At 71.6% G+C, this 19621-nt stretch carries 23 protein-coding genes; 8 read left to right on the top strand and 15 right to left on the bottom strand.

Annotation, left to right across the window (positions count from 1 at the left end; genetic code table 11):
- Positions 1-44: 44 nt before the first annotated feature.
- From QRX60_RS49770 to hrcA, 12 genes are all read right to left on the bottom strand, one after another.
- Positions 45-494 carry a DUF2752 domain-containing protein gene (locus QRX60_RS49770; RefSeq protein ID WP_285998437.1) on the bottom strand — a complete coding sequence of 150 codons (450 nt, stop codon included), beginning with the start codon at positions 492-494 and terminating at the stop codon, positions 45-47.
- The gene (locus tag QRX60_RS49775) at positions 491-814 is read right to left on the bottom strand and encodes a CD225/dispanin family protein (protein ID WP_285998438.1); all 324 of its coding nucleotides are present in this window, start codon (positions 812-814) and stop codon (positions 491-493) included. The genes QRX60_RS49770 and QRX60_RS49775 overlap by 4 nt, the downstream gene beginning before the upstream one ends.
- Before the next feature lie 28 nt (positions 815-842).
- Positions 843-1148, bottom strand: coding sequence for a CD225/dispanin family protein (locus QRX60_RS49780; RefSeq protein WP_285998439.1), 306 nt, complete (start codon positions 1146-1148; stop codon positions 843-845).
- A gap of 1 nt (position 1149) precedes the next feature.
- A complete protein-coding gene (era, locus tag QRX60_RS49785) occupies positions 1150-2046 on the bottom strand; it encodes a GTPase Era (protein ID WP_285998440.1) in 897 nt (298 codons plus the stop codon).
- Complete coding sequence (locus tag QRX60_RS49790) at positions 2043-2381, bottom strand: cytidine deaminase (RefSeq protein ID WP_285998441.1); 339 nt, start codon at positions 2379-2381, stop codon at positions 2043-2045. Before QRX60_RS49790 ends, era begins: the two co-directional genes overlap by 4 nt.
- Positions 2374-3720, bottom strand: coding sequence for a hemolysin family protein (locus QRX60_RS49795; RefSeq protein ID WP_285998442.1), 1347 nt, complete (start codon positions 3718-3720; stop codon positions 2374-2376). The genes QRX60_RS49790 and QRX60_RS49795 overlap by 8 nt, the downstream gene beginning before the upstream one ends.
- 9 nt (positions 3721-3729) lie before the next feature.
- Positions 3730-4302 carry an rRNA maturation RNase YbeY gene (ybeY, locus tag QRX60_RS49800; RefSeq protein WP_285998443.1) on the bottom strand — a complete coding sequence of 191 codons (573 nt, stop codon included), beginning with the start codon at positions 4300-4302 and terminating at the stop codon, positions 3730-3732.
- Positions 4299-5372: a PhoH family protein gene (locus tag QRX60_RS49805; protein WP_285998444.1), complete on the bottom strand. Its 1074-nt coding sequence runs from the start codon at positions 5370-5372 to the stop codon at positions 4299-4301. The genes ybeY and QRX60_RS49805 overlap by 4 nt, the downstream gene beginning before the upstream one ends.
- A gap of 91 nt (positions 5373-5463) precedes the next feature.
- Positions 5464-5826 carry a histidine triad nucleotide-binding protein gene (locus tag QRX60_RS49810; protein ID WP_286003865.1) on the bottom strand — a complete coding sequence of 121 codons (363 nt, stop codon included), beginning with the start codon at positions 5824-5826 and terminating at the stop codon, positions 5464-5466.
- A gap of 383 nt (positions 5827-6209) precedes the next feature.
- Complete coding sequence (locus tag QRX60_RS49815) at positions 6210-6962, bottom strand: 16S rRNA (uracil(1498)-N(3))-methyltransferase (protein ID WP_285998445.1); 753 nt, start codon at positions 6960-6962, stop codon at positions 6210-6212.
- A 3-nt stretch (positions 6963-6965) separates the two neighbouring features.
- Positions 6966-8132, bottom strand: coding sequence for a molecular chaperone DnaJ (gene dnaJ / locus QRX60_RS49820; protein WP_285998446.1), 1167 nt, complete (start codon positions 8130-8132; stop codon positions 6966-6968).
- 31 nt (positions 8133-8163) lie between these two features.
- Positions 8164-9186: a heat-inducible transcriptional repressor HrcA gene (gene hrcA / locus QRX60_RS49825; protein WP_285998447.1), complete on the bottom strand. Its 1023-nt coding sequence runs from the start codon at positions 9184-9186 to the stop codon at positions 8164-8166.
- Positions 9187-9539: 353 nt separating this feature from the next.
- Here hrcA and QRX60_RS49830 point away from each other — a divergent pair, with 353 nt between their 5' ends.
- From QRX60_RS49830 to QRX60_RS49845, 4 genes are read left to right on the top strand one after another with little or no spacing between them, the layout of a single operon-like run.
- Positions 9540-10088 (top strand): YbaB/EbfC family nucleoid-associated protein, encoded by a 549-nt coding sequence (locus tag QRX60_RS49830; protein WP_285998448.1) that lies wholly within the window; start codon positions 9540-9542, stop codon positions 10086-10088.
- Positions 10088-10414, top strand: coding sequence for a type VII secretion target (locus tag QRX60_RS49835; protein WP_285998449.1), 327 nt, complete (start codon positions 10088-10090; stop codon positions 10412-10414). The genes QRX60_RS49830 and QRX60_RS49835 overlap by 1 nt, the downstream gene beginning before the upstream one ends.
- Positions 10411-11619 carry a hypothetical protein gene (locus tag QRX60_RS49840; RefSeq protein ID WP_285998450.1) on the top strand — a complete coding sequence of 403 codons (1209 nt, stop codon included), beginning with the start codon at positions 10411-10413 and terminating at the stop codon, positions 11617-11619. The genes QRX60_RS49835 and QRX60_RS49840 overlap by 4 nt, the downstream gene beginning before the upstream one ends.
- 2 nt (positions 11620-11621) lie before the next feature.
- Positions 11622-12149, top strand: a complete 528-nt coding sequence (locus tag QRX60_RS49845; RefSeq protein WP_285998451.1) for a hypothetical protein — start codon at positions 11622-11624, stop codon at positions 12147-12149.
- Here QRX60_RS49845 and QRX60_RS49850 read toward each other — a convergent pair.
- Positions 12130-12990: an aldo/keto reductase gene (locus QRX60_RS49850; RefSeq protein WP_285998452.1), complete on the bottom strand. Its 861-nt coding sequence runs from the start codon at positions 12988-12990 to the stop codon at positions 12130-12132. The two genes, QRX60_RS49845 and QRX60_RS49850, sit on opposite strands and share 20 nt — an antisense overlap.
- A 69-nt stretch (positions 12991-13059) precedes the next feature.
- Complete coding sequence (locus QRX60_RS49855; protein WP_285998453.1) at positions 13060-14550, bottom strand: CoA-acylating methylmalonate-semialdehyde dehydrogenase; 1491 nt, start codon at positions 14548-14550, stop codon at positions 13060-13062.
- A 132-nt stretch (positions 14551-14682) separates the two neighbouring features.
- Here QRX60_RS49855 and QRX60_RS49860 point away from each other — a divergent pair, with 132 nt between their 5' ends.
- The 4 genes from QRX60_RS49860 (at position 14683) to QRX60_RS49875 (ending at position 17826) form a co-directional block, all read left to right on the top strand.
- Entirely contained in the window at positions 14683-16317 is a 1635-nt protein-coding gene (locus QRX60_RS49860) for a PucR family transcriptional regulator (protein ID WP_285998454.1), read from the top strand.
- A 58-nt stretch (positions 16318-16375) separates the two neighbouring features.
- Positions 16376-16708 (top strand): SSI family serine proteinase inhibitor, encoded by a 333-nt coding sequence (locus tag QRX60_RS49865; protein WP_286003866.1) that lies wholly within the window; start codon positions 16376-16378, stop codon positions 16706-16708.
- Positions 16709-16824: 116 nt separating this feature from the next.
- A complete protein-coding gene (locus tag QRX60_RS49870) occupies positions 16825-17610 on the top strand; it encodes a helix-turn-helix domain-containing protein (RefSeq protein WP_285998455.1) in 786 nt (261 codons plus the stop codon).
- Positions 17611-17826 carry a DUF397 domain-containing protein gene (locus QRX60_RS49875; RefSeq protein ID WP_285998456.1) on the top strand — a complete coding sequence of 72 codons (216 nt, stop codon included), beginning with the start codon at positions 17611-17613 and terminating at the stop codon, positions 17824-17826.
- Between the two features lie 24 nt (positions 17827-17850).
- Here the strand turns inward: QRX60_RS49875 and QRX60_RS49880 are convergent, their stop codons facing one another.
- A complete protein-coding gene (locus QRX60_RS49880; protein WP_285998457.1) occupies positions 17851-19299 on the bottom strand; it encodes a DUF4153 domain-containing protein in 1449 nt (482 codons plus the stop codon).
- Positions 19300-19621: the final 322 nt, after the last annotated feature.

Raw genomic sequence — 19621 nt, forward strand, 5'->3', positions numbered from 1 at the left:
GCCTCCGACGCGGTGCGTGGCGAAGCGGTTCCCGTCCGTCGAAATCAGACGTGCAGGCCGGTGAACGGGGCGAACGGGAGGTTGCGAACGACGAACCAGACGCTGAACACGACGCCGACGGTCAGCGGGGTCCAGCGCCAGTGCAGCCAGCTGTTCACCCAGCGGCCACGCAGCCGCCCGGCCGTCCAGGCGATCGTGCTCCAGACGAAGAGCAGGACGAAGACGAGCGACACGGCGTTGTAGTGCAGGGCCGCGGGAAGGTCGCCGTGCATCAGGCTGTAGGCCATCCGCATGCCGCCGCAGCCCGGGCAGTCGATGCCGAACAGCGCCTTGGTCGGGCAGACGGGGAGCCAGCCGCCGGGGGTGGTCGGGTCGCCGATCAGGACCGCCGCGCAGCACACGCCGAGCCCGCCCACGACGGCCATCGGGGCGCTGAGCGCGCGCAGCGTGGCCTTGGCGCCGCGGGCCGGGTATCCCGTGTAGACGGTCGTCATGGGACCAGCGACCAGAAGGAGGCGCCGACGAAGGCGAACATGACCACGATGAACACCAGGTAGAGCCCGATCAGGATGCCGGACGCGATCGCCGACCACATCGCCCACTTGCGGGCTTCGTCGGCGGCCCGGTGCGCTTCCGCGTGGAAGCCCTGGAACCACAGGGAGTTGACCTGGCTCGCCTTCACGATGGCGACGATACCCAACGGCAGGCAGCACATCACCGTCGCCAGGATCGCCCAGACCAGGTTGTTCTCCGGCGGCGGCCCGTAGTTCGGCTGCCAGCCGTAGTGCGGGTACTGCTGGTACGGCTGGGTCACCGGGTATCGCCTCCTGCTGCCGACGTCGTCAGTGGGACGCGGCGTCGTCGGTGAGCGTTCCGAAGAGCAGGACGACCGTCACGATCGCCGCGACCCACAGGACGGCGCCGGCGACCGCGGCGACGATCGCCCACCGCCGGGCGTCACGAGCCGACGCGAGGGCCGCGTCCTGGTCGCCCTGGGCCCAGAGCTTTTCGACCTTGGCGGCCTGGTAGATCGAGAGGGCGCCGAACGGCAGGCAGCACAGGATCGCGCTGACGATCCCCCAGACCAGGTTGGTCGCGGGCGGGGGCCCGGGGTTGTAGTCGGCGGGCGGCCGCTGCTGCTCGGCCACGTCAGAACCCGAGCCGGCGCAGCTGGCGGGGGTCGCGCTGCCACTCTTTGGCCACCTTGACGTGCAGGTCGAGGTAGACCTTGGAGCCGAGCAGCGCCTCGATGTTCTTGCGGGCGGTGGCGCCGACCTCGCGCAGCCGTTCGCCCTTGTGCCCGAGGATGATGCCCTTCTGGCTGGGCCGCTCCACGTAGAGGAACGCGTGCACGTCGATGAGGTCGTCCCGGCCTTCGCGGGGCAGCATCTCCTCGACGGTGACGGCGATCGAGTGCGGCAGCTCGTCGCGGACGCCTTCCAGCGCCGCCTCGCGGATCAGCTCGGCGACCAGCGTCTGCTCGGGCTCGTCGGTGAGCTCGCCGCCCGGGTAGAGCTGCGGACCTTCGGGGAGCCTCTTGACGAGCAGGTCCGCGAGCGCGCCGACCTGGAAGCCGTCCACGGCGGACACCGGGATCAGCTCGGCGAAGTCCATCACGCCCTGCAGCGCGAGGAGCTGCTCGGCGACCTGCTGGGGCTGCACGAGGTCGGTCTTGGTGACGATGCCGATCACGGGGGTGCGCTTGGCGATCTTCTGCAGCTCGGCGGCGATGAACTTGTCGCCGGGCCCGATCTTCTCGTTCGCCGGCACGCACAGGCCGACGACGTCCACTTCGGACCACGTCGTGTGCACGATGTCGTTCAGCCGCTCGCCGAGCAGGGTGCGGGGGCGGTGCAGGCCGGGGGTGTCGATGAGGACGAGCTGGGCGTCTTCCCGGTGCACGATGCCGCGGATCGCGTGCCGCGTGGTCTGCGGCTTGCTGGAGGTGATCGCGACCTTGCTGCCGACGAGGGCGTTGGTCAGCGTCGACTTGCCCGCGTTGGGGCGGCCGACGAAGCAGGCGAAGCCGGACCTGTGCTCCGTCATCGCTCGAGCACCTCGAGAACGGTGCCGTCCGGGGCGGCGAGGATGATCGGCGCGTACTTCGCGAGGTCGCGGACGGCGTGCACGGACGCGCCCTTGAGCAGTCCTTCTTCGCTGACGACGGCGGCGGCTTCGATGCCTTCGGCACCGCTGGACAGCGCCGCGGCGACCGCGGCCTGGAGCGCGGTGAGCTTGAACGACGGCTGGTCGACCGTGCCCGCGGCGTAGGTGCGGCCGTCGGTGTCGCGGACCGCGGCGCCTTCGGGGGCCTGGATGCGGGCGCGCGAGGACCGGGCGAGGGTGACCAGCTTCTGGTCCTCCGCCTCGAGGTCAGGCATGTTCGACGCTCCTGTCGCGTTCGTCGGGGTGGGGCGGGCGGGTGCGGCGCCGGGCGGTGCGGTCGGCCGGGTCGGTCATGGCGTCGGCGTCGGCCGGGTGCACGACCACCGAGGTGATCCGCATGCGGCCGCGCCGGTCCTTGCCTCCTTCGGCGAACAGCCGAAGGCCGGCGACCTCGGCTTCGGCCCCCGGTAGCGGGACCCTACCCAGTCGTTCCGCGAGCAGCCCGCCCACGGTCTCCACGCCGTGGTCTTCGAGGTCGATGCCGAAGAGCTCGCCGAGGTCGTCGACGCCCATCCGGGAGGAGACGCGGACGGCTCCGCCGTCGAGCTCCTCGACCTCGGGGCGTTCGTCGCCGTCGGACTCGTCGGTGATCTCGCCGACGATCTCCTCGAGGACGTCCTCGATGGTGAGCAGGCCGGCGGTGCCGCCGTACTCGTCGACGGCGATCGCCATGTGGTGGTGCGAGCGCTGCATCTCCTTGAGGAGCTCGCCGAGCCGTTTCGAGTCGGGGACGAAGGAGGCTTCGTTCATCAGGGTGTCGACGACGGTGCTCGAGCCGTCCGGGTCCATGTACGCCGACATCAGGTCCTTGATGTTGACGACGCCGACGATGTCGTCGACGGACTCGTCGATCACCGGGAGCCGGGTGAAGCCGGTGCGCAGCGCCAGTGCCAGGGCCTGGCGGACGGTCTTGGTGCGCTCGATCCAGACGATCTCGGTGCGCGGGACCATGACCTCGCGGGCGACGGTGTCGCCGAGCTCGAACACCGAGTGGATCATCTCGCGTTCGGAGTCCTCGACGACGCCGCGTTCCTGGGCGAGGTCGACGAGCTCGCGCAGCTCGACCTCGGAGGTGAACGGGCCTTCGCGGAAGCCCTGGCCGGGGGTGATGGCGTTACCGATGAGGATGAGCAGCCGGGACAGCGGGCCGAGGACCGAGCCGAGGACGCGGACGGGCCCGGCGACGTAGCGGCCGATGCGGTAGGGGTGCTGGCGGCCGAGGGTGCGGGGGCCGACGCCGATGAGGACGTAGCTGACCACGACCATGACGACGGCGGCGACGAGCACGGCGAGGCCGAGGGGCCGGAGCCGGGTGCCGACGAAGACGGTGACCAGCACGGTGGCGGTGAGCTCGCAGCTGAGGCGCAGCAGGAGCAGCAGGTTGATGTGCCGGCGCCGTTCGGCGATGATCGCGGCGAGGTGGCGGGCGCCGGGCAGGCCCATGCGGGCGAGGCCGTCGGCCCGGGCCTGGGACACGGTGCTGATGGCGGCGTCGGCCGCCGCGAACACGCCCGCGAGGAGCACGAGCGCGATCGCGAAGAGGAGCTGGACCATGGCTGACGCCTAGGGCGTTTCCCCGGCGGGTGGTTCGGCGGCCGGGGTGGTGGCCGCGTCGAGCCCGGCGATGCCGAGGACGCGGTCGTCGGTGTTGCGCTGGGCGTCGCGCTTCTGCAGGGCGGCGACGGCGTCCTGGTACTCGCCGAGGATCCGCTTCTGGAGCGCGAACATCTCGCGTTCCTCGGCGGGTTCGGCGTGGTCGTAGCCGAGGAGGTGGAGGCAGCCGTGCACGGTGAGCAGGTGCAGCTCGTCGATCAGGGCGTGGCCCGCGGTCTTGGCCTGGTCCTTGGCGAACGCCGGGCAGAGCACGATGTCCCCGAGCAGCGCCGGCGACGCGTCGGGCGCGTCGGGGCGGCGGGAGGAGTCGAGCTCGTCCATCGGGAAGGCCATGACGTCGGTGGGGCCGGGCAGGTCCATCCAGCGTTCGTGCAGGTCTTCCATGACGTCGAGGGTGACGAGCAGGATGGACAGCTCGGCGAGCGGGCTGACCTCCATCTTGTCGAGGGCGTAGCGGGCGGCCGAGACGATGGACGTCTCGTCGACGTCGACGCCGGACTCGTTGGCGATCTCGATGCTCACCGCCGGTTGCCCTTCCAGCCGTTGCCCTGCTGTCCCTGCGCGTCCTGCACGGCCTGCCACTTCTCGTAGGCGTCGACGATGTCGCCGACGAGCTTGTGCCGGACGACGTCCTGGCTGGTGAGCTCGGCGAAGTGGAGGTCCTCGACGCCGTGGAGGATGTCGCGCACGACGCGGAGGCCGCTGCGCTGGCCGCTGGGCAGGTCGACCTGGGTGATGTCGCCGGTGACGACGATCTTGGAGCCGAAGCCCAGGCGGGTGAGGAACATCTTCATCTGCTCGGGCGTGGTGTTCTGGGCCTCGTCGAGGATGATGAAGGCGTCGTTCAGCGTCCGGCCGCGCATGTAGGCGAGCGGCGCGATCTCGATGGTGCCGGCCTGCATGAGCCGCGGGATCGACTCGGGTTCGACCATGTCGTGCAGCGCGTCGTAGAGGGGCCGCAGGTAGGGGTCGATCTTCTCGTTGAGCGTGCCGGGCAGGTAGCCGAGGCGCTCGCCGGCTTCGACGGCGGGGCGGGTCAGCACGATGCGGGTGACCTGCTTGGCCTGCAGGGCCTGGACGGCCTTCGCCATGGCGAGGTAGGTCTTGCCGGTGCCGGCGGGGCCGATGCCGAAGACGACGGTGTGCTTGTCGATGGCGTCGACGTAGCGCTTCTGGTTGAGCGTCTTGGGCCGGATGGTCTTGCCGCGGCGGGAGACGATGTTGAGGCTGAGGACCTCGGCGGGCGACGCGTCACCGGTGGAGAGCATGCCGACGGTGCGGCGGACGGTGTCGGGTCCGACCTGCTGGCCGCCGGTCGCGAGCTGGACGAGCTCGGCGAAGACGCGTTCGGCGAACGCGACGTCGGCGGGGGTGCCGGTCAGGGTGACCTCGTTGCCGCGGACGTGCACGTCGGCGGCGAGGAGCTCTTCGGCGACGCGCAGGTTCTCGTCGCGGGAACCGAGCAGGCTCAGGGCGGCGGCGTCGGGAATGGGGAACCGGGACTGCGCAGCTTGGACGGCGGCATCCTCGGTCTTGGCGACGTCCCCGGGGGCGTCGGGTCGGGCGGCTCCACCCGGTACGGTTCCGGCCACGTGGCCTCAGGCCTGCTTTCTCGGTGAGGGAGAACGGACCCCACCGATGCTACTGGCACCCACCGACAGAACGCAGACGGGTTTCGGCTAATCAGCCCTCCCGGGCCCCGAAGAACCCGAGCGGCTCCCCGCCGAGCACGTGGGCGTGAACGTGGAAGACGGTCTGCCCGGCATCACCATCGGTGTTGAAGACGACCCGGTACCCGCTCTCGAGAACACCCTCGATCTCGGCGACCTTCCGGGCAGTCCGCGCGACATCGGCCAAAAGCCGAGGATCAGCGGCAGCAAGCTCCCCGAGGTTCCGGTACCGAGTCTTGGGCACTACGAGCACATGAACCTTCGCCTGAGGCCGAATATCCCGAAAGGCAAAGGTGGTCTCATCCTGGTAGACGACATCAGCGGGGATCTCCCCACCAATGATCCGCTCGAAGAGAGTCTCAGCACTGTCACCCATACCCATACCCAAACCCTACCGACCCCCCGCCCCACCACCGCGGCACCCAACGCACACGGAGCGGCACAGGCGGGGGGTCCGGGGGCTAGCCCCCGGCTGGGGATCTGGGGGTTTGACCCCCAGAAGACACAACGAACGCGAAGGGGCACCCGAGGGAGCGAAGCGAGAGGGGGCCGCGGAGCGGTAGACCCTGGGGGTCGATCTACCGCTACCGCGGCGGCCGCCGGACCGAGGGGGGAGGTGCCCGGCGGGGTCTGTGCTTTCCCAGTGGCGCGCCGAACCCGAAACGGTGTGTGGCGCGTTAGTAAACGAGAGTAACGGGTCGGAGTGTGATCGCGCCATAACTGGGCGCAAAATCAGGGGTCTTTTTTCCGGTGATCTTTTCACCGCCACCGGGTGGTCAGGGCGCCGAGCGCGCCGAGGGCGACGGCCGCGGCGGTGGAGGTGCGCAGCACCGTCGTGCCCAGCCGCACGGCTCGTGCGCCGGCTTCTCGCAGGGTGCGGAGTTCCTGGTCGGTGATGCCGCCTTCGGGTCCGACGACGAGGAGGAGGTCGCCGGTGTCGGGGAGGTCGAGGTCGGTGAGCCGGTCGGCGACGTCGGACTCGAGGACGACGGCCAGGGACATCGTGGCGGCGAGGCCGGCGAGCTCGCCCGTGCCGACGGGTTCGGTGACGTCGGGGACGTGGGCGCGGCGGGCTTGCTTGGCGGCGGCACGGGCGGTGGCGCGCCAGCGGGCGAGGGCTTTGTCGCCGCGGCTGCCGTCCTCCCACTTGGCGATGCTGCGGGCGGCTCGCCAGGGGACGATCGCGTCGACGCCGGCTTCGGTGGCGAGCTCGACCGCGAGTTCGCCGCGGTCGCCCTTGGCGAGGGCTTGGGCGAGGACGACGCGCAGGGCCGGTGGTTCCTCGGTCCAGCGTTCCTCGATCGAGAGGGTCAGGGCGGCGTCGCGGCCGGGCTGGACGGCTTCGACGACGCAGCGGGCCATGGTGCCCGCGCCGTCGGAGAGGACGAGCCGTTCCCCGGCGCGCAGGCGGCGGACGGTGGCCGCGTGCCGGGCTTCCTCGCCGTCGAGCACGGTCCCGCCGGAGGCGGGGACGGTGTCGGCGAGGAAGACCGGCAGGGTGGTGTCGGGCACGGGTCAGCGGTGGTTCTTGGCGCGCAGCTTGGAGAAGAGGCCGCCGTGCTTGGTGCCGTTGGACGCCAGCGTCGGGACTTCCTCGCCGCGCTGCTGGGCGAGCTCGACGAGGAGTTCGCGCTGGGCTTCGTCGAGCTTCGTCGGGACCACGACGTCGATGTGGACGTGGAGGTCGCCGCGGCCGTCGACGCGGCCGGAGGACCGCAGCCGGGGCATGCCCTTGCCGGTGAGGACGAGTTCGGCGTTGGGCTGGGTGCCGGGTTCGACGTCGAGCTCGTAGTCGCCGTCGATCAGCGTCGAGATGGGGACCGTGGCGCCGAGGGCGGCGGTGGTCATCGGGATGCGGAAGTTGCAGTGCAGGTCGTGGCCCTGCCGGACGAAGACCTCGTGCGGGGTCTCGTCGATCTCGACGTAGAGGTCGCCGGCCGGGCCGCCGCCGGGGCCGACCTCGCCCTGGCCGGACAGGCGGATGCGCATGCCGTCGCCGACGCCCGGCGGGATCTTGGCGGTGACGTTGCGGCGGGCGCGGATGCGGCCGTCGCCGCCGCACTGGCGGCAGGGGTCGGGGATGACCTCGCCGAAGCCGCGGCAGACCGGGCACGGGCGGGCCGTGACGACCTGGCCGAGGAAGGACCGCTGGACGGACTGGACCTCGCCGGCGCCGCCGCAGGTGTCGCAGGTCTTGACCGACGTGCCTTCGCTGGTGCCGGCGCCGCGGCAGAGGTCGCAGACGATCGCGGTGTCGACGGCGATCTCCTTGTCGACGCCGGTGGCGCAGTCCTCGAGGGACAGGCCGAGCCGGATCAGCGCGTCGGAGCCGGGCTGGACGCGGCTGCGGGGCCCGCGCCCGCGTCCGCCACCGCCGCCGGCCGCGCCGAAGAAGGCGTCCATGATGTCGCCGAGGCCGCCGAACCCGGCGAACGGGTCGCCGCCGCCCCCGCCGCGCGCGCCGCCGTCCATCGGGTCGCCGCCGAGGTCGACGATCTTGCGCTTCTGCGGGTCGGACAGCACCTCGTAGGCCGTGGTGACCTCGCCGAACTTGTGCTGCGCGTCTTCCGACGGGTTGACGTCGGGGTGCAGCTCCCGGGCCAGCTTCCGGTACGCGCGCTTGATGTCCTGATCGCTCGCGTTCTTGGCCACCCCGAGGATGCCGTAGTAGTCCCTCGCCACCGTCTCTGCTTCTCCTTCTGCTCTGCCCGGCTCAGCGGCCGGCCAGGATCTGCCCCACGTAGTTGGCGACCGCGCGCACCGCGGCGATCGTGCCGGGGTAGTCCATCCGGGTCGGGCCGACCACCCCCATGCCGCCGAGCACCATGTCCTGGCCGTATCCGATCGACACGACCGAGGTGCTGCGCATCTGCTCGTCCTCATTTTCCTCACCGATGCGCACCGTGATCGCACCGGGGTTGCGCGCGGCGGCCAGGAGCTTGAGCACGACGACCTGCTCCTCGAGCGCTTCGAGGACCTGGCGCAGCGAACCCGGGAAGTCGGCGACGTTGCGCGTGAGGTTCGCGGTGCCGCCGAGGACCAGGCGTTCTTCGGGGTGTTCGGCGAGCGATTCGACCAGGACGGTGGTGACGCGGATGAGCGCGTCGCGCAGCTCCCCCGGCGCCTGGTCGGGCAGCTCGGCGACGCGCGCGGCGGCTTCGTTGAGCCGCCGTCCGGACATGGCCGTGTTGAGCACCGACCGCAGCCGCGCCACGTCTTCTTCGGTGACGACGTCGCCGAGGTCGACCGTGCGCTGGTCGACGCGGCCGTTGTCGGCGATCAGCACCAGCATCAGCCGCGCCGGGGTGAGCGGCACCACTTCGAGGTGGCGCACCTTGGCGTTGGTCAGCATCGGGTACTGCACGACGGCGACCTGCCGGGTCAGCTGCGCGAGCAGCCGGACCGAGCGGCGGAGGACGTCGTCGAGGTCGGTGCCGCTGTCGAGGAAGGTGGTGATGGCCCGGCGCTCGGCGGCGCTCAGGGGCTTGATCTCGGAGAGCCGGTCGACGAAGAGCCGGTAGCCCTTGTCGGTCGGCACGCGGCCGGCGCTGGTGTGCGGCTGGGTGATGTAGCCCTCTTCTTCGAGCGTGGCCATGTCGTTGCGCACCGTGGCGCTGGACACGCCCAGGTTGTGCCGTTCGACGATCGCCTTGGACCCGACGGGCTCCTGGTTGGAGACGTAGTCGGCCACGATCGCGCGCAGCACGTCGAAGCGGCGCTCCTCCGCGTTGGCCACCGGTTCCTCACCTACCTCGCTCGCTGCCCGTCTTGAGTTTACGGAAGCCTGAGCGGGTCGTGCTCAACCCCGCCCACCGGGTAGGGGGCACGGGTGACCGGGGCCCGCCCCTCGACCGGATCGCGGAGTCGCTCTACCAGGGCCTCGCGGGCCGAGGCGGCGGCTCGAATGTCTTGAATGACTCATTCATGTCATCGGACGAGGTGAATGAGTCATTCAAGACACCGCCGCCACCCCCTCGAACGGCACACCCGGACCCCGCGCACCACCGGAGACTCGGGGACCCGGGCCCGGCGCCGGGTAAAGAATGCGCAAACGAATTCCCATGCATTCTTCCGCCATGAATTCCCGGCTTGAAGGGGGAACCGAAAAGCGGTTTGCTGCCTCTGATCCGCATGCCCTCCCCCGACTCCGAGGTCGCCGTGAACCGCATTGAACCCGCTTCGGCCGGAATGCCCGATATCGCCCGGCGCGCCGCCGAGGCGAAAGCCCGGCTCGAGCATGTCTCGGCGACCGCCTCGAGTGCCGACGGGGCCGTCACGGTCACCGTCAACACCAGCGGTGCGCTGCAGGAACTCACCTTCGGCCCGCGGGCGGACGAGCTGCCGCGGGCCCGGCTCGCCCAGGCCGTCCTCGCGGCCGCCAAGCGCGCGCAGGTCGACGCCGCCCAGCAGCTGACCGCGGTCATGGCGCCGGTCATCGGTGCCGACAGCGATGCGATGAATTTCCTCCGGGAACAGATCCCCGCGCCCGAATTGCCGGAAGAAGAAGCGGCGCCGCCGCGCTGGGAATTCACCGAAACGCCGCGGGAAACTCCGCCACCGCCGCCCGTGCGCCCGGCCCGGCCGCGCGCGGACGACGACGAGGACTTCGGCGGCCCGATCCTGCGCCGGGGGCTCTGATGACCGGCCAAGCGATGAAGGTCGACTTCGACGTCCTCGGCGGCCACGAGGACGAGATCCGGGAGATCGCCGACCGGGTGCAGCAGGCGGTCGAGGCCGCCGGCACCGCCGGCGCGCTCGACTTCGACGCGTTCGGGCTGGTCGGGCAGGTGTTCGCGCTGCCGATCCAGGCGTGGGTGGACACCGCCGAAAGCTTCCTGAGCGCGGCCGTCGAGGCCGGTCACGACGTCGCGGACCGGGTGAAGACCGCGCACACGGCGTTCCGCGACCACGAAGAGAAGACGAAGTGCCTGATCGAGGGCATCGGCAAGGAGCTCCCGGCATGACCGAGACGCAGGAGAACCCCCTGGTCGCGACGGCCGAGTCGCCAGGCGGCTTCTGGAGCGGCATGGGTGACGGCTCGAAGGGCGAGTTGGACAACCTCAACGCCCAGACCGGCGGCGCGGGCATCTTCAGCGACGCCGCCTCCACGCTCACCGACGCCCGCAACGGCGACTGGGGCAACCTCGCCATGGACGTCGGCACCGACGCCCTCGACCTGCTCGGCGCGGCGATGGACCCGCTCGGCACGCTGGCCAGTGCCGGGGTCGGCTGGCTGATCGAGCACATCAGCTTCCTCAAGGACGGGCTCGACAAGCTCGCCGGCAAGCCCGAGGCCGTCACCGCCAAGGCCGTGACCTGGACGAACATCGCCAAGCAGCTCACCGAGACGGCGGAGAGCTACGAACGGCAGGCCAAGAAGGTCCAGCAGTCCTTCAGCGACTGCGGCTCCGCCGAGGCCTACCAGCGGACGGCCGAGAGCTACGTCACCGTCCTGCGCGGCGCCGCGTCGCACGCCGGGGACGCGTCGACGGCCATGAACGTCGGCGCGGCGCTGGTCGGCACCGAGCGCGGGCTGATCCGCGACATGATCTCGTCGTTCGTGGGCGAGCTGATCGTGAAGGCCCTGGCCGCGCTCGCCGCGTCCTGGTGCACCTTCGGCGGCACGATCGCCGCGTTCATCGCCGACACGGTCGTCGAGGGCGGGGTGCTCGCCGAGAAGATCAGCACGCGCATCACGAAGGTCGTCGAGAAGCTGGAGAGCCTGGCGAAGGGCGCGGGCAAGTCGAAGGCGGCCCTCGAAGGCGCGGCGAACGCGCTGAAGAAGGTGGGCAAGGGCGTCGACAAGATCGTGGACAAGAGCGTCGACACGGCCGCGAACATCGAGCGCAGGGCCAACGAGCTCAAGCAGGCGGGCAAGGAGGCGAAGTCCGCCGAGGAGACGGCGAAGGGGTGGAACGACGCCGCCAAGGGGCACGTCCCGGGCCGCGAGAAGGTCGAAGGTCTCGGCGACCGGCTGTCCGACGACGGCCGCAGCTTCCTCAGCCAGAAGGAGTGGCGCGAAGGGGGCGGCAAGGTGCCCGGCTTCAACCTCGCCGACGGGGTCGGGGTGGGCGCCGAGGCGCGGCGGCAGGAGAACGAGCAGATCGACCGCTACCACGAGAGCCGGGAAGCCTACGAAAAGGAACACCCGGAGGGCGAAGGCGAGTGACCGTGGCCGGACAGGCGGAGGTGGAGCTGGCCAACCGGCAAGGCCGGCTCCACCCTTCGCAGCGCGGAAAAGTGCTCGACGGCTCCTTCTGGCTGGCGGCGATCTTCGCGGTCGCCGGGGTGGTCACGGCGGTGGTCGTCCCGGCCACGACGATCGACACGCGGTTCGGCGCCGGGCTCGCCTCGTCCAGCGCGGCCGCCGCCCTCGGCACCGCGATCCCGATCCTGCTCCTGGCCGTCTGGCTCGCGTTCGTCTGCTGGCGCCGGCTGGCCGACCTGCGGGCCGGGCGGCTGGTCGTGATCACCGGCTGGACACGCGACTTCGGCAGGCAGCGCCCCGACCCCGCCTGCCCGATCGCGCTCTCCACCCGGCTCAGCAAGGGCATGAACGAGCACTTCTACCTGACGGCGGGCGGCAAGGAGTTCCAGCTCTACTCGAAGGAGCTCCGTGCGCGGATCCAGGCGGAGCGGGTCAACGCCGTCTACCTGACCCCGCGCACGAAGCTGCTGATCAACGTCCTCCCGGCGTAGCGCCGATCGCATCGAACTCGGCGTCGGTCAGCTCGATGTCCGCGGCGGCGACGTTGTCCTCGAGGTGCGCGACCGACGAGGTGCCGGGGATCGGCAGCACGACGGGCGACCGCTTGAGCAGCCAGGCGAGCGCGAGCTGCGACGGCGAGGCGTCGTGCTCCTTGGCCAGCGTGCTCAACGGGCTGTCCGGCCCGGCGAGGGCACCGGTGGCCAGCGGGAACCACGGGATGAACGCGATGCCGTGCTCGGTGGCGTGGTCGAGGAGCGGCTCGGCGTCGCGCTTGGCCAGGTTGAAGAGGTTCTGCACGGAGACGATCTCCGCGGTCTTCTGCGCCTCCTGCAGGTCGGCGACGCTGACCTCGGACAGGCCGATGTGGCGGATCTTGCCTTCGTCCTGCAGCTTCTTCAGCTCGCCGACCTGCTCGGCGACGGGCACCTTCGGGTCGATCCGGTGCAGCTGGAGCAGGTCGATCCGGTCGAGGCCGAGGTGCCGCAGGCTCAGCTCGACCTGCTGGCGCAGGTACTCGGGCCGCCCGACCGGGATCCACTGGTTCGGCCCCTGCCGGGTGAAGCCGGCCTTGGTCGCGATGACGAGGTCGTCGGCGTAGGGGTGCAGGGCCTTCTTGATCAGCAGGTCGGCCACGAACGGGCCGTAGGCGTCGGCGGTGTCGATCAGGGTCACGCCCAGCTCGACGGCGCGCCGTAGCACGCGCACGGCCTCGTCCGGGTCCTTCGGGTCACCCCAGACCCCGGGCCCGGTGAGCTGCATCGCGCCGTACCCGAGGCGGGTGACCGGGAGGTCGCCGCCGAGGGTGAAAGTGCCTGAGTTCTTCGCGCTCATTCGTCGTCCTAACGTCGTTCGCGGGTCCCCCGGGGCTCAACCCGGCGGACCCGCGGACGATTCCCGGACTCAGGAGTTGCGCGGGAAGCCCAGGTTGACCCCGGCGTGCGAGCGGTCCGGCCACCGCGAGGTCACGACCTTCGTCCGCGTGAAGAAGTGGAACCCCTCCGGCCCGTACGCGTGGCTGTCGCCGAACAGGGAGTCCTTCCAGCCCCCGAACGAGTAGTACCCCACCGGGACCGGGATCGGGACGTTCACCCCGACCATCCCGACCTCGACCTCGTTCTGGAACCGCCGCGCCGACGAGCCGTCGCCGGTGAAGATCGCCACGCCGTTGCCGTACGGGTTCGCGTTGATCAGGTCCAGTGCGTCGTCGTAGGAAGCCGTGCGCGCCACCGACAGCACCGGGCCGAATATCTCGTCGGTGTAGATCGACATCTCCGGGCGGACGTGGTCGAACAGCGTCGGGCCGAGCCAGAAGCCGTCACCGGGGACCTCGATGCCGCGGCCGTCGACGACCAGTGACGCGCCCGCCTCGACCCCGGCGTCCACATAGGACGCGACCCGGGCGTGGTGCGCCTTGGTGACCAGCGGCCCCATTTCCGATTCGGGGTCGCGGCCGTCGCCGACGCGCAGCACGGACATCCGCTCGGTGATCTTGCGGACCAGCTCGTCGCCGATCGGGTCGACCGCGACGACCACCGACACGGCCATGCAGCGCTCCCCCGCCGAGCCGAACCCGGCCGACACCGCGGCGTCCGCGGCCAGGTCGAGGTCCGCGTCCGGCAGCACGACCATGTGGTTCTTCGCCCCGCCGAGGGCCTGGACGCGCTTGCCGTGCCGGGTGCCGGTTTCGTAGACGTAGCGTGCGATCGGCGTCGACCCGACGAACGAGATCGCCTTGACGTCGCGGTGTTCGAGGAGCCCGTCCACCGCCGCCTTGTCGCCGTGCAGCACGTTCAGCGCGCCGGCGGGCAGCCCGGCCTCGGCGAACAGCTCCGCGATGAACACCGCGGCGGACGGGTCCTTCTCGCTCGGCTTGAGCACGACGGTGTTGCCGCAGGCCAGCGCGTTCGGGACGAACCAGAGGGGCACCATGGCCGGGAAGTTGAACGGCGAGATCACGCCGACCACGCCGAGCGGCTGCGCGATCGAGTAGACATCGACGCCGGTGGACGCGTTCTCGCTGAACCCGCCCTTGAGCAGCTGCGCGGCGCCGCACGCGTACTCCACGTTCTCGATCGCGCGGGCGACCTCGCCCGCCGCGTCGGACTCGACCTTGCCGTGCTCGCTCGTGACGATCTTCGCCAGCTCGTGCTTGCGCGCGGCCAGCAGCTCGCGGAAGGCGAACAGCACCCGCGTCCGGCCGGCCAGGGACGTCCCGCGCCAGCCCGGCAGCGCCGCCTTGGCCGCGGCGACGGCCGCTTCGACCTCGGCGTCGCCGGCGAAGTCGACGTGCGCCCGGACCTGCCCGGTGGCGGGGTCGAACACCTCGCCCGACCGCGCGGGGGTCCCGGTGAACGGCTTGCCGTCGATCCAGTGGCTGATGCGGTCGGTCACGGCGCGCACTCCTTCGCTCGGGGCAGTTCCCCCGAGTCTCCGGGCGGGCGCCACGCCAACGCCATCGACAACGTGTACGGAGTCACCGTCCCGGCCGTACAGTCTGTCCCTGCCGATCAGACCCGAGGAGCCATGTACCCGACCGTCGCCGAGGTGCTCGCGCTGCCGGTGCTGCGCCAGGGCCGTCCGCACGTCGTCGCCGGCGTGGCCGGGCTCGACGCCCCGGTGCGCTGGGCGCACGTCGCCGAGGTCGCCGACATCGCGCACCTGCTGCGCGGCGGCGAGCTGGTGCTGACGACCGGGGTCGCGCTGCCCGACGACGGCCCGGCGCTGGCCCGCTACGTCGCCGACCTGGCCGGGGTCGGCGCCGCCGGCCTGGTGATCGAGCTGGTCCGGCACTGGAGCGACAAGCTGCCCGCCGCGCTGGTCGAGGCGGCCGAGAAGCACGGCCTGCCGCTGGTGACGCTCTCGCGCGAGACCCGGTACGTGAGCGTCACCGAGGCGGTCAACGGCCAGATCGTCGACGCCCAGGTCGCCGAGCTGCGCGCCGCCGAGCGCGTGCACGAGACGTTCACCACGCTGACGGTCGCGGGCGCCGAACCGGGCGTCGTCCTGGGCGAGGTCGCCCGGCTGACCGAGCAGCCGGTGGTGCTGGAGACGCTGTCCCACGAGGTCCTCGCCTACGACGCGGCCGGCACCGACCCGGCCGAACTGCTCACCGGCTGGCCGGCGCGGTCGCGGGTCGTCCAGATCGGCGAGCGGACCGGCTACCACCCCGGCTCGGGCTGGCTGGTCACCGTCGTCGGCGCACGCGGGCACGACTGGGGGCGGCTCGTGGTCGTCTGCGCCGACCAGCCGCCGCACCGCCACCGCGTGGTCGCCGAGCGGGCCGCGTCCGCGCTGGCCGTGCACCGGCTGGTCGCCAAGGACTCCGACGGCCTGGAGCGGCAGGCCCACCGGGCCGTGCTGCAGGCGCTGCTCGCGTCGCCGGCGCCGACGGCGGAGCTGCTGGCGCGCGCCTCGGCGCTGGCCGTGCCGCTCACCGGGCGGCAGCTGGTCGGGCTGGCGGTCCGGCCTCGGTTGGCCGGCAGCCGACCTGCCTTGTCGACGCCGCCGGTGCTGCGCGAGCTGGCCGAGGCGACGGTGCTGGCGGCGCGCCGCGCGAAGGTGTCGGCGCTGGTGGCGACCGACGACCTCGGCGTGCGGGCGCTGATCGCGCTGTCGCCGGAGGCCAACGCCGACGCTGTGCTGCACCGGCTCGCCACCGACGTCCACGAGGCTCGCGCCAGCGCGCCGGGCGTGCTCGCGGTCGGCACGACGGTGCTTTCGCCGGCCGAAGCGGGCCGGACGCTGCTGGAAGCGGGGCAGGTCGCGGCGGCCGCGTTGGGGACGGGGTTCGATCGGGTCCTGCACCGGCTGTCCGACGTGCGGTTGCGCGGCCTGCTGCACTTGCTGGCGGGCGACGAGCGCGTGACGGCGTTCGCGCACCGGGAGCTGGGCCCGCTGCTCCAGCGCGACGCGGCGTCCGGCAGCCGGCTCGTCCAGGCGTTGCGGCACTACTGCGAGCAGGGCGGCAACAAGTCGGCGGCCGCGGCGGCGGCGCACACGTCGCGGACGGCGTACTACCAGCAGCTCGCCCGGATCGAGCAGGTCCTCGGTGTCCGGCTGGAGGACCCGGAGACGATGCTTTCGCTGTACGTGGCCTTGCTGGCGGGGGACCTCACCCGGACGAGCGAGGAAGACTCACCCGGACGAGGAGCACAGTGATCGACCTCGGGCTGCCGATGGAACCGATATGGCCCTCCTCCCCTTCGCAGCCTGCCTGATGAGCTTGAGCTGCCTCGCCCCGGCGCAGCCGCCGGCGTCGACGTTGCAGCTGACCAGCCACGACACCGCCAACCGGATCGGCTCCGTGGTGCTGACGTGCGACCCGACGGGCGGCACCCACCCCAAGCGCGACAAGGCGTGCGCGGTCCTTGCGGGCGTCGGCGGCGACTTCTCGCGGATCCAGTCGCGCCACCAGATGTGCACGCTGATCTACGCCCCGGTGGACGTGACGGCGGTCGGCACGTGGCACGGCAAGCCGGTGTCGTTCCGGACGACGTACGCGAACCGGTGCGAGGCCGACCGCGAGTCGGACGACGTCTTCGCGTTCTGACGCGCGTTCGCGACACGGAACACGGATCGCCCGACCGGGCACGGCCTGCGCCTGGGCAGGCTGTGCCCATGCCACCTCCGTTCGCCACACCCCGAGCCCGGGCCCTGGACTTCGGCATGAAGAGAGCCCGGCTGGCCCGCAGCCTCAAGGTCCGGGAACTCGGCCGGTTGACCGGCTTGCTGCCCCAGAACATCTCCAACTGGGAGAACGGCAAGCGGGTACCGAAGATCGAAGAGCTCGCCACGATCCTCGGCGCGCTGCGGGTGGAGGCGGCCGAGCGTGCGAGGTTGTACGACCTGGCCCGCAACGCCAGCGAGTCCAACTGGCTCGAGCAGTACGGCCCCGGGATGGCGGCGTTCGCCGAGTACGAGCGCAGCGCGAGTGCTGTCGCTCAGTGGTCCCCGGGCCTCGTGCCCGGGTTGTTGCAGACTCCGGCCTACATCCGCGCTCTGTTCGCCGCCACCTCCCGTTCGCCGGCGGACATGGAGAAGCAGGTGATGTTCCGCCTCGCTCGCCGCGAACAACTGACCGGCCGGCGCTCTCTGCCGTACCAGGCTGTGCTCGGCGAATCGGCGCTGCGCCACAACATCGGCGGACCGTCGGCGATGGCCGAGCAGCTTCGCCATCTGCTCGCAGCATCCCGAGCACGCAACGTCTCGCTGCGCGTGTTGCCGGACAAGAGCGGTTACCACCCCGGGCTCTACGGGCCCTTCGTCCTCTTCGACTTCGAGGACCTGCCGCCGATCGTCTACCTGGAGCACTATCGCGGCAACGGTTATGTCTACAATCGCGATCATGTGGCCGACTACCGTGCGGCCATCGAAAGCCTGTCGGCCCTGGCGCTGAGCGAGCCCGAATCCGAACGGCTCATCCAGGGGGTGCTCGCCGAACTGGAGGCCTGAATGACCTGGCGGAAGTCCTCCTACAGCGGCGAGCAAGGCGAATGCGTCGAGGTGCGGCTCGGCGGTCTGTCGCAGATCCGCGACAGCAAGGACCGCGCGGGCGGGACACTCTCCGTCACCACTCGATCGTGGGATGCCTTCGTGGCCCGCGTTGGCGCGCGGAAGCCGCCGGGCCGCCCCCACGACGGCCCGGTGGCTTCCGCGCAACGTTTTTAACTACGCACAGCCCACGCCGGTGGTTCAACAACTGCCGAGAGTCACGTCGCGGGCGTTCGAGCGGCTGAGGTTCCAGGCGGGCCAGCCGTCCGGGGTGTCGCCGGCGAGGACTTCGCGCAGCACGCACGATCGCAGGGGTTCGGGCAGCCGCGCCGACACCACCGGGACGACGTCGGTGGAGAACCCCGCCAGATACCGGTGGTCCAGGGGTTTCCCGGCGGCCGCTCGGTCGAGGTTGGCGTCGGCGATGAGGCGTTCCGGGTCGAGGACGGCCAGCACCAGCAGCGCGGCGGCCGCGGTGCCGATCGCCGCGCGGGGCAGCCACGCCGAGCGGAGCTTGACCAGCGACGCCAGCACCAGCACGAACACCGCGCCGAACCACAGCTCGCAGACCTCGACCAGCAGCCGCAGGACGGTGAAGCCGTACGCCTCCTGGTAGGTCCACATGCGACTCAACGCCGACCCGGCGAGCACCAGGCTCAGCGCGCTCAAGGCGCCCAGCAGGACGCGCTGGCGGAGCCGGTCGGCTTTCGTGACGTCCGGGGCCCAGCGCAGCGCCGCGCTGACGATGGCCAGCGTCAGCACGGTGACGGCGCACAACTGCCAGAAACCGCCGCGGGCGTACTCGGCGGCCGTCAGGCCGCTGGTGCGCAGGACGTACCCGGTGCCGCCGAACAACACGACCAGCCGGACGCCGACGAACACGCTGAACAGCAGGACGAGGACGGTGAGCGGGACCGTCCACTCCAGACCGTACTCGGTCCGGTGTGGACGTTGCCCGGCCGCGCGATGCGGTGGGGCGGCGAGGAAGTAGCAGGCCCCGGCGACGAGCAACGCGAAGACGGCGAACACGCAACACCAGCGCACGAGGACGCCGACGCTGAGATCGGGGATGACGGCGTTGACGACGGCCGCGAAGGCGGCGTCGGCACTGGCGAGCAGCGGCACGAAGACGGCGACGAGCGCGGCGGTGGCCAGCACGGCGAGGCCGATCCGCCGGGCGACGCCGTCGCGGCGGGCGGCGAAACGTCCCAGCCCGCGTCCGGCCCAGGGAACGGCGCGAAGAGCCTCCAGCGGGACGGCGAGCATGTCGTAGAAGACGGAATTGACGGTCCGCTTGCCCACGACGGCAAGCGACCCGCAGACGACGGCGCCGAGCACGCAGAGCGCGAACAGCCACCCGGACGCCCGCACGGCCCCCATGCCGAGCAGGGCGAGGGCGAGGACGGCCCACCCGGCGTTGCCCCAGGTGAAGGGACTGGCACCGGCCCGCGACCGCCGATCGGCGAGGAAGACGGCGAAGGTGCCGGCCAGCCCGGCCAGCAGCCACCCGACCCCGGGGCGGTCGACGGGCAGCACGAGGGCAGCGACCACTCCGGCCAGCCCGGCGGCGGGCAGAACGGCGGGCGACAGCGGAACAACGGCGGACTTGGGCGGCGGAACCGTCCGCAGGAGGACCGGAGGAGCGGCCACGGCGACCCCACCGGCCCGGCCCCGGTCCGGGAACGCTGCGTCGACCCCGCCAGCCCGAGCTTGACCCGGGGACGCTGCGTCGACCCCGCCGGCCCGGCCTCGGTCCGGGGACGCTGCGTCAACCCCAGCGGTCCGACCTCGATCCGGCGACGCTGCATCGATCCCCCTGGACCGGGCTCGGTCCGGGAACGCTGCGTCGACCCCGCCGACCCGAGCCCCAGCGGCTGCCGAGCCGGAAGCAACGGGAGCCGCACCGCCTCCCGCCGATCGCTTGCCCCGCGGCATCCGCTTGTCCGCACCCGGGTCTCCGGGCTCACCGATC

The sequence above is a fragment of the Amycolatopsis mongoliensis genome (assembly GCF_030285665.1).
Classification (GTDB): Bacteria; Actinomycetota; Actinomycetes; order Mycobacteriales; family Pseudonocardiaceae; genus Amycolatopsis; species Amycolatopsis mongoliensis.

What these genes read in the sequence shown, in the direction of transcription:
- QRX60_RS49795 (WP_285998442.1), bottom strand. Translation starts at nt 3,720, where the DNA reads ATGGTCCAGCTCCTCTTCGCGATCGCGCTCGTGCTCCTCGCGGGCGTG.
- QRX60_RS49860 (WP_285998454.1), top strand. Translation starts at nt 14,683, where the DNA reads ATGTACCCGACCGTCGCCGAGGTGCTCGCGCTGCCGGTGCTGCGCCAG.
- QRX60_RS49770 (WP_285998437.1), bottom strand. Translation starts at nt 494, where the DNA reads ATGACGACCGTCTACACGGGATACCCGGCCCGCGGCGCCAAGGCCACG.
- QRX60_RS49850 (WP_285998452.1), bottom strand. Translation starts at nt 12,990, where the DNA reads ATGAGCGCGAAGAACTCAGGCACTTTCACCCTCGGCGGCGACCTCCCG.
- QRX60_RS49840 (WP_285998450.1), top strand. Translation starts at nt 10,411, where the DNA reads ATGACCGAGACGCAGGAGAACCCCCTGGTCGCGACGGCCGAGTCGCCA.
- QRX60_RS49865 (WP_286003866.1), top strand. Translation starts at nt 16,376, where the DNA reads ATGAGCTTGAGCTGCCTCGCCCCGGCGCAGCCGCCGGCGTCGACGTTG.
- QRX60_RS49875 (WP_285998456.1), top strand. Translation starts at nt 17,611, where the DNA reads ATGACCTGGCGGAAGTCCTCCTACAGCGGCGAGCAAGGCGAATGCGTC.
- QRX60_RS49790 (WP_285998441.1), bottom strand. Translation starts at nt 2,381, where the DNA reads ATGCCTGACCTCGAGGCGGAGGACCAGAAGCTGGTCACCCTCGCCCGG.
- QRX60_RS49810 (WP_286003865.1), bottom strand. Translation starts at nt 5,826, where the DNA reads ATGGGTGACAGTGCTGAGACTCTCTTCGAGCGGATCATTGGTGGGGAG.
- QRX60_RS49870 (WP_285998455.1), top strand. Translation starts at nt 16,825, where the DNA reads ATGAAGAGAGCCCGGCTGGCCCGCAGCCTCAAGGTCCGGGAACTCGGC.
- QRX60_RS49835 (WP_285998449.1), top strand. Translation starts at nt 10,088, where the DNA reads ATGACCGGCCAAGCGATGAAGGTCGACTTCGACGTCCTCGGCGGCCAC.
- era (WP_285998440.1), bottom strand. Translation starts at nt 2,046, where the DNA reads ATGACGGAGCACAGGTCCGGCTTCGCCTGCTTCGTCGGCCGCCCCAAC.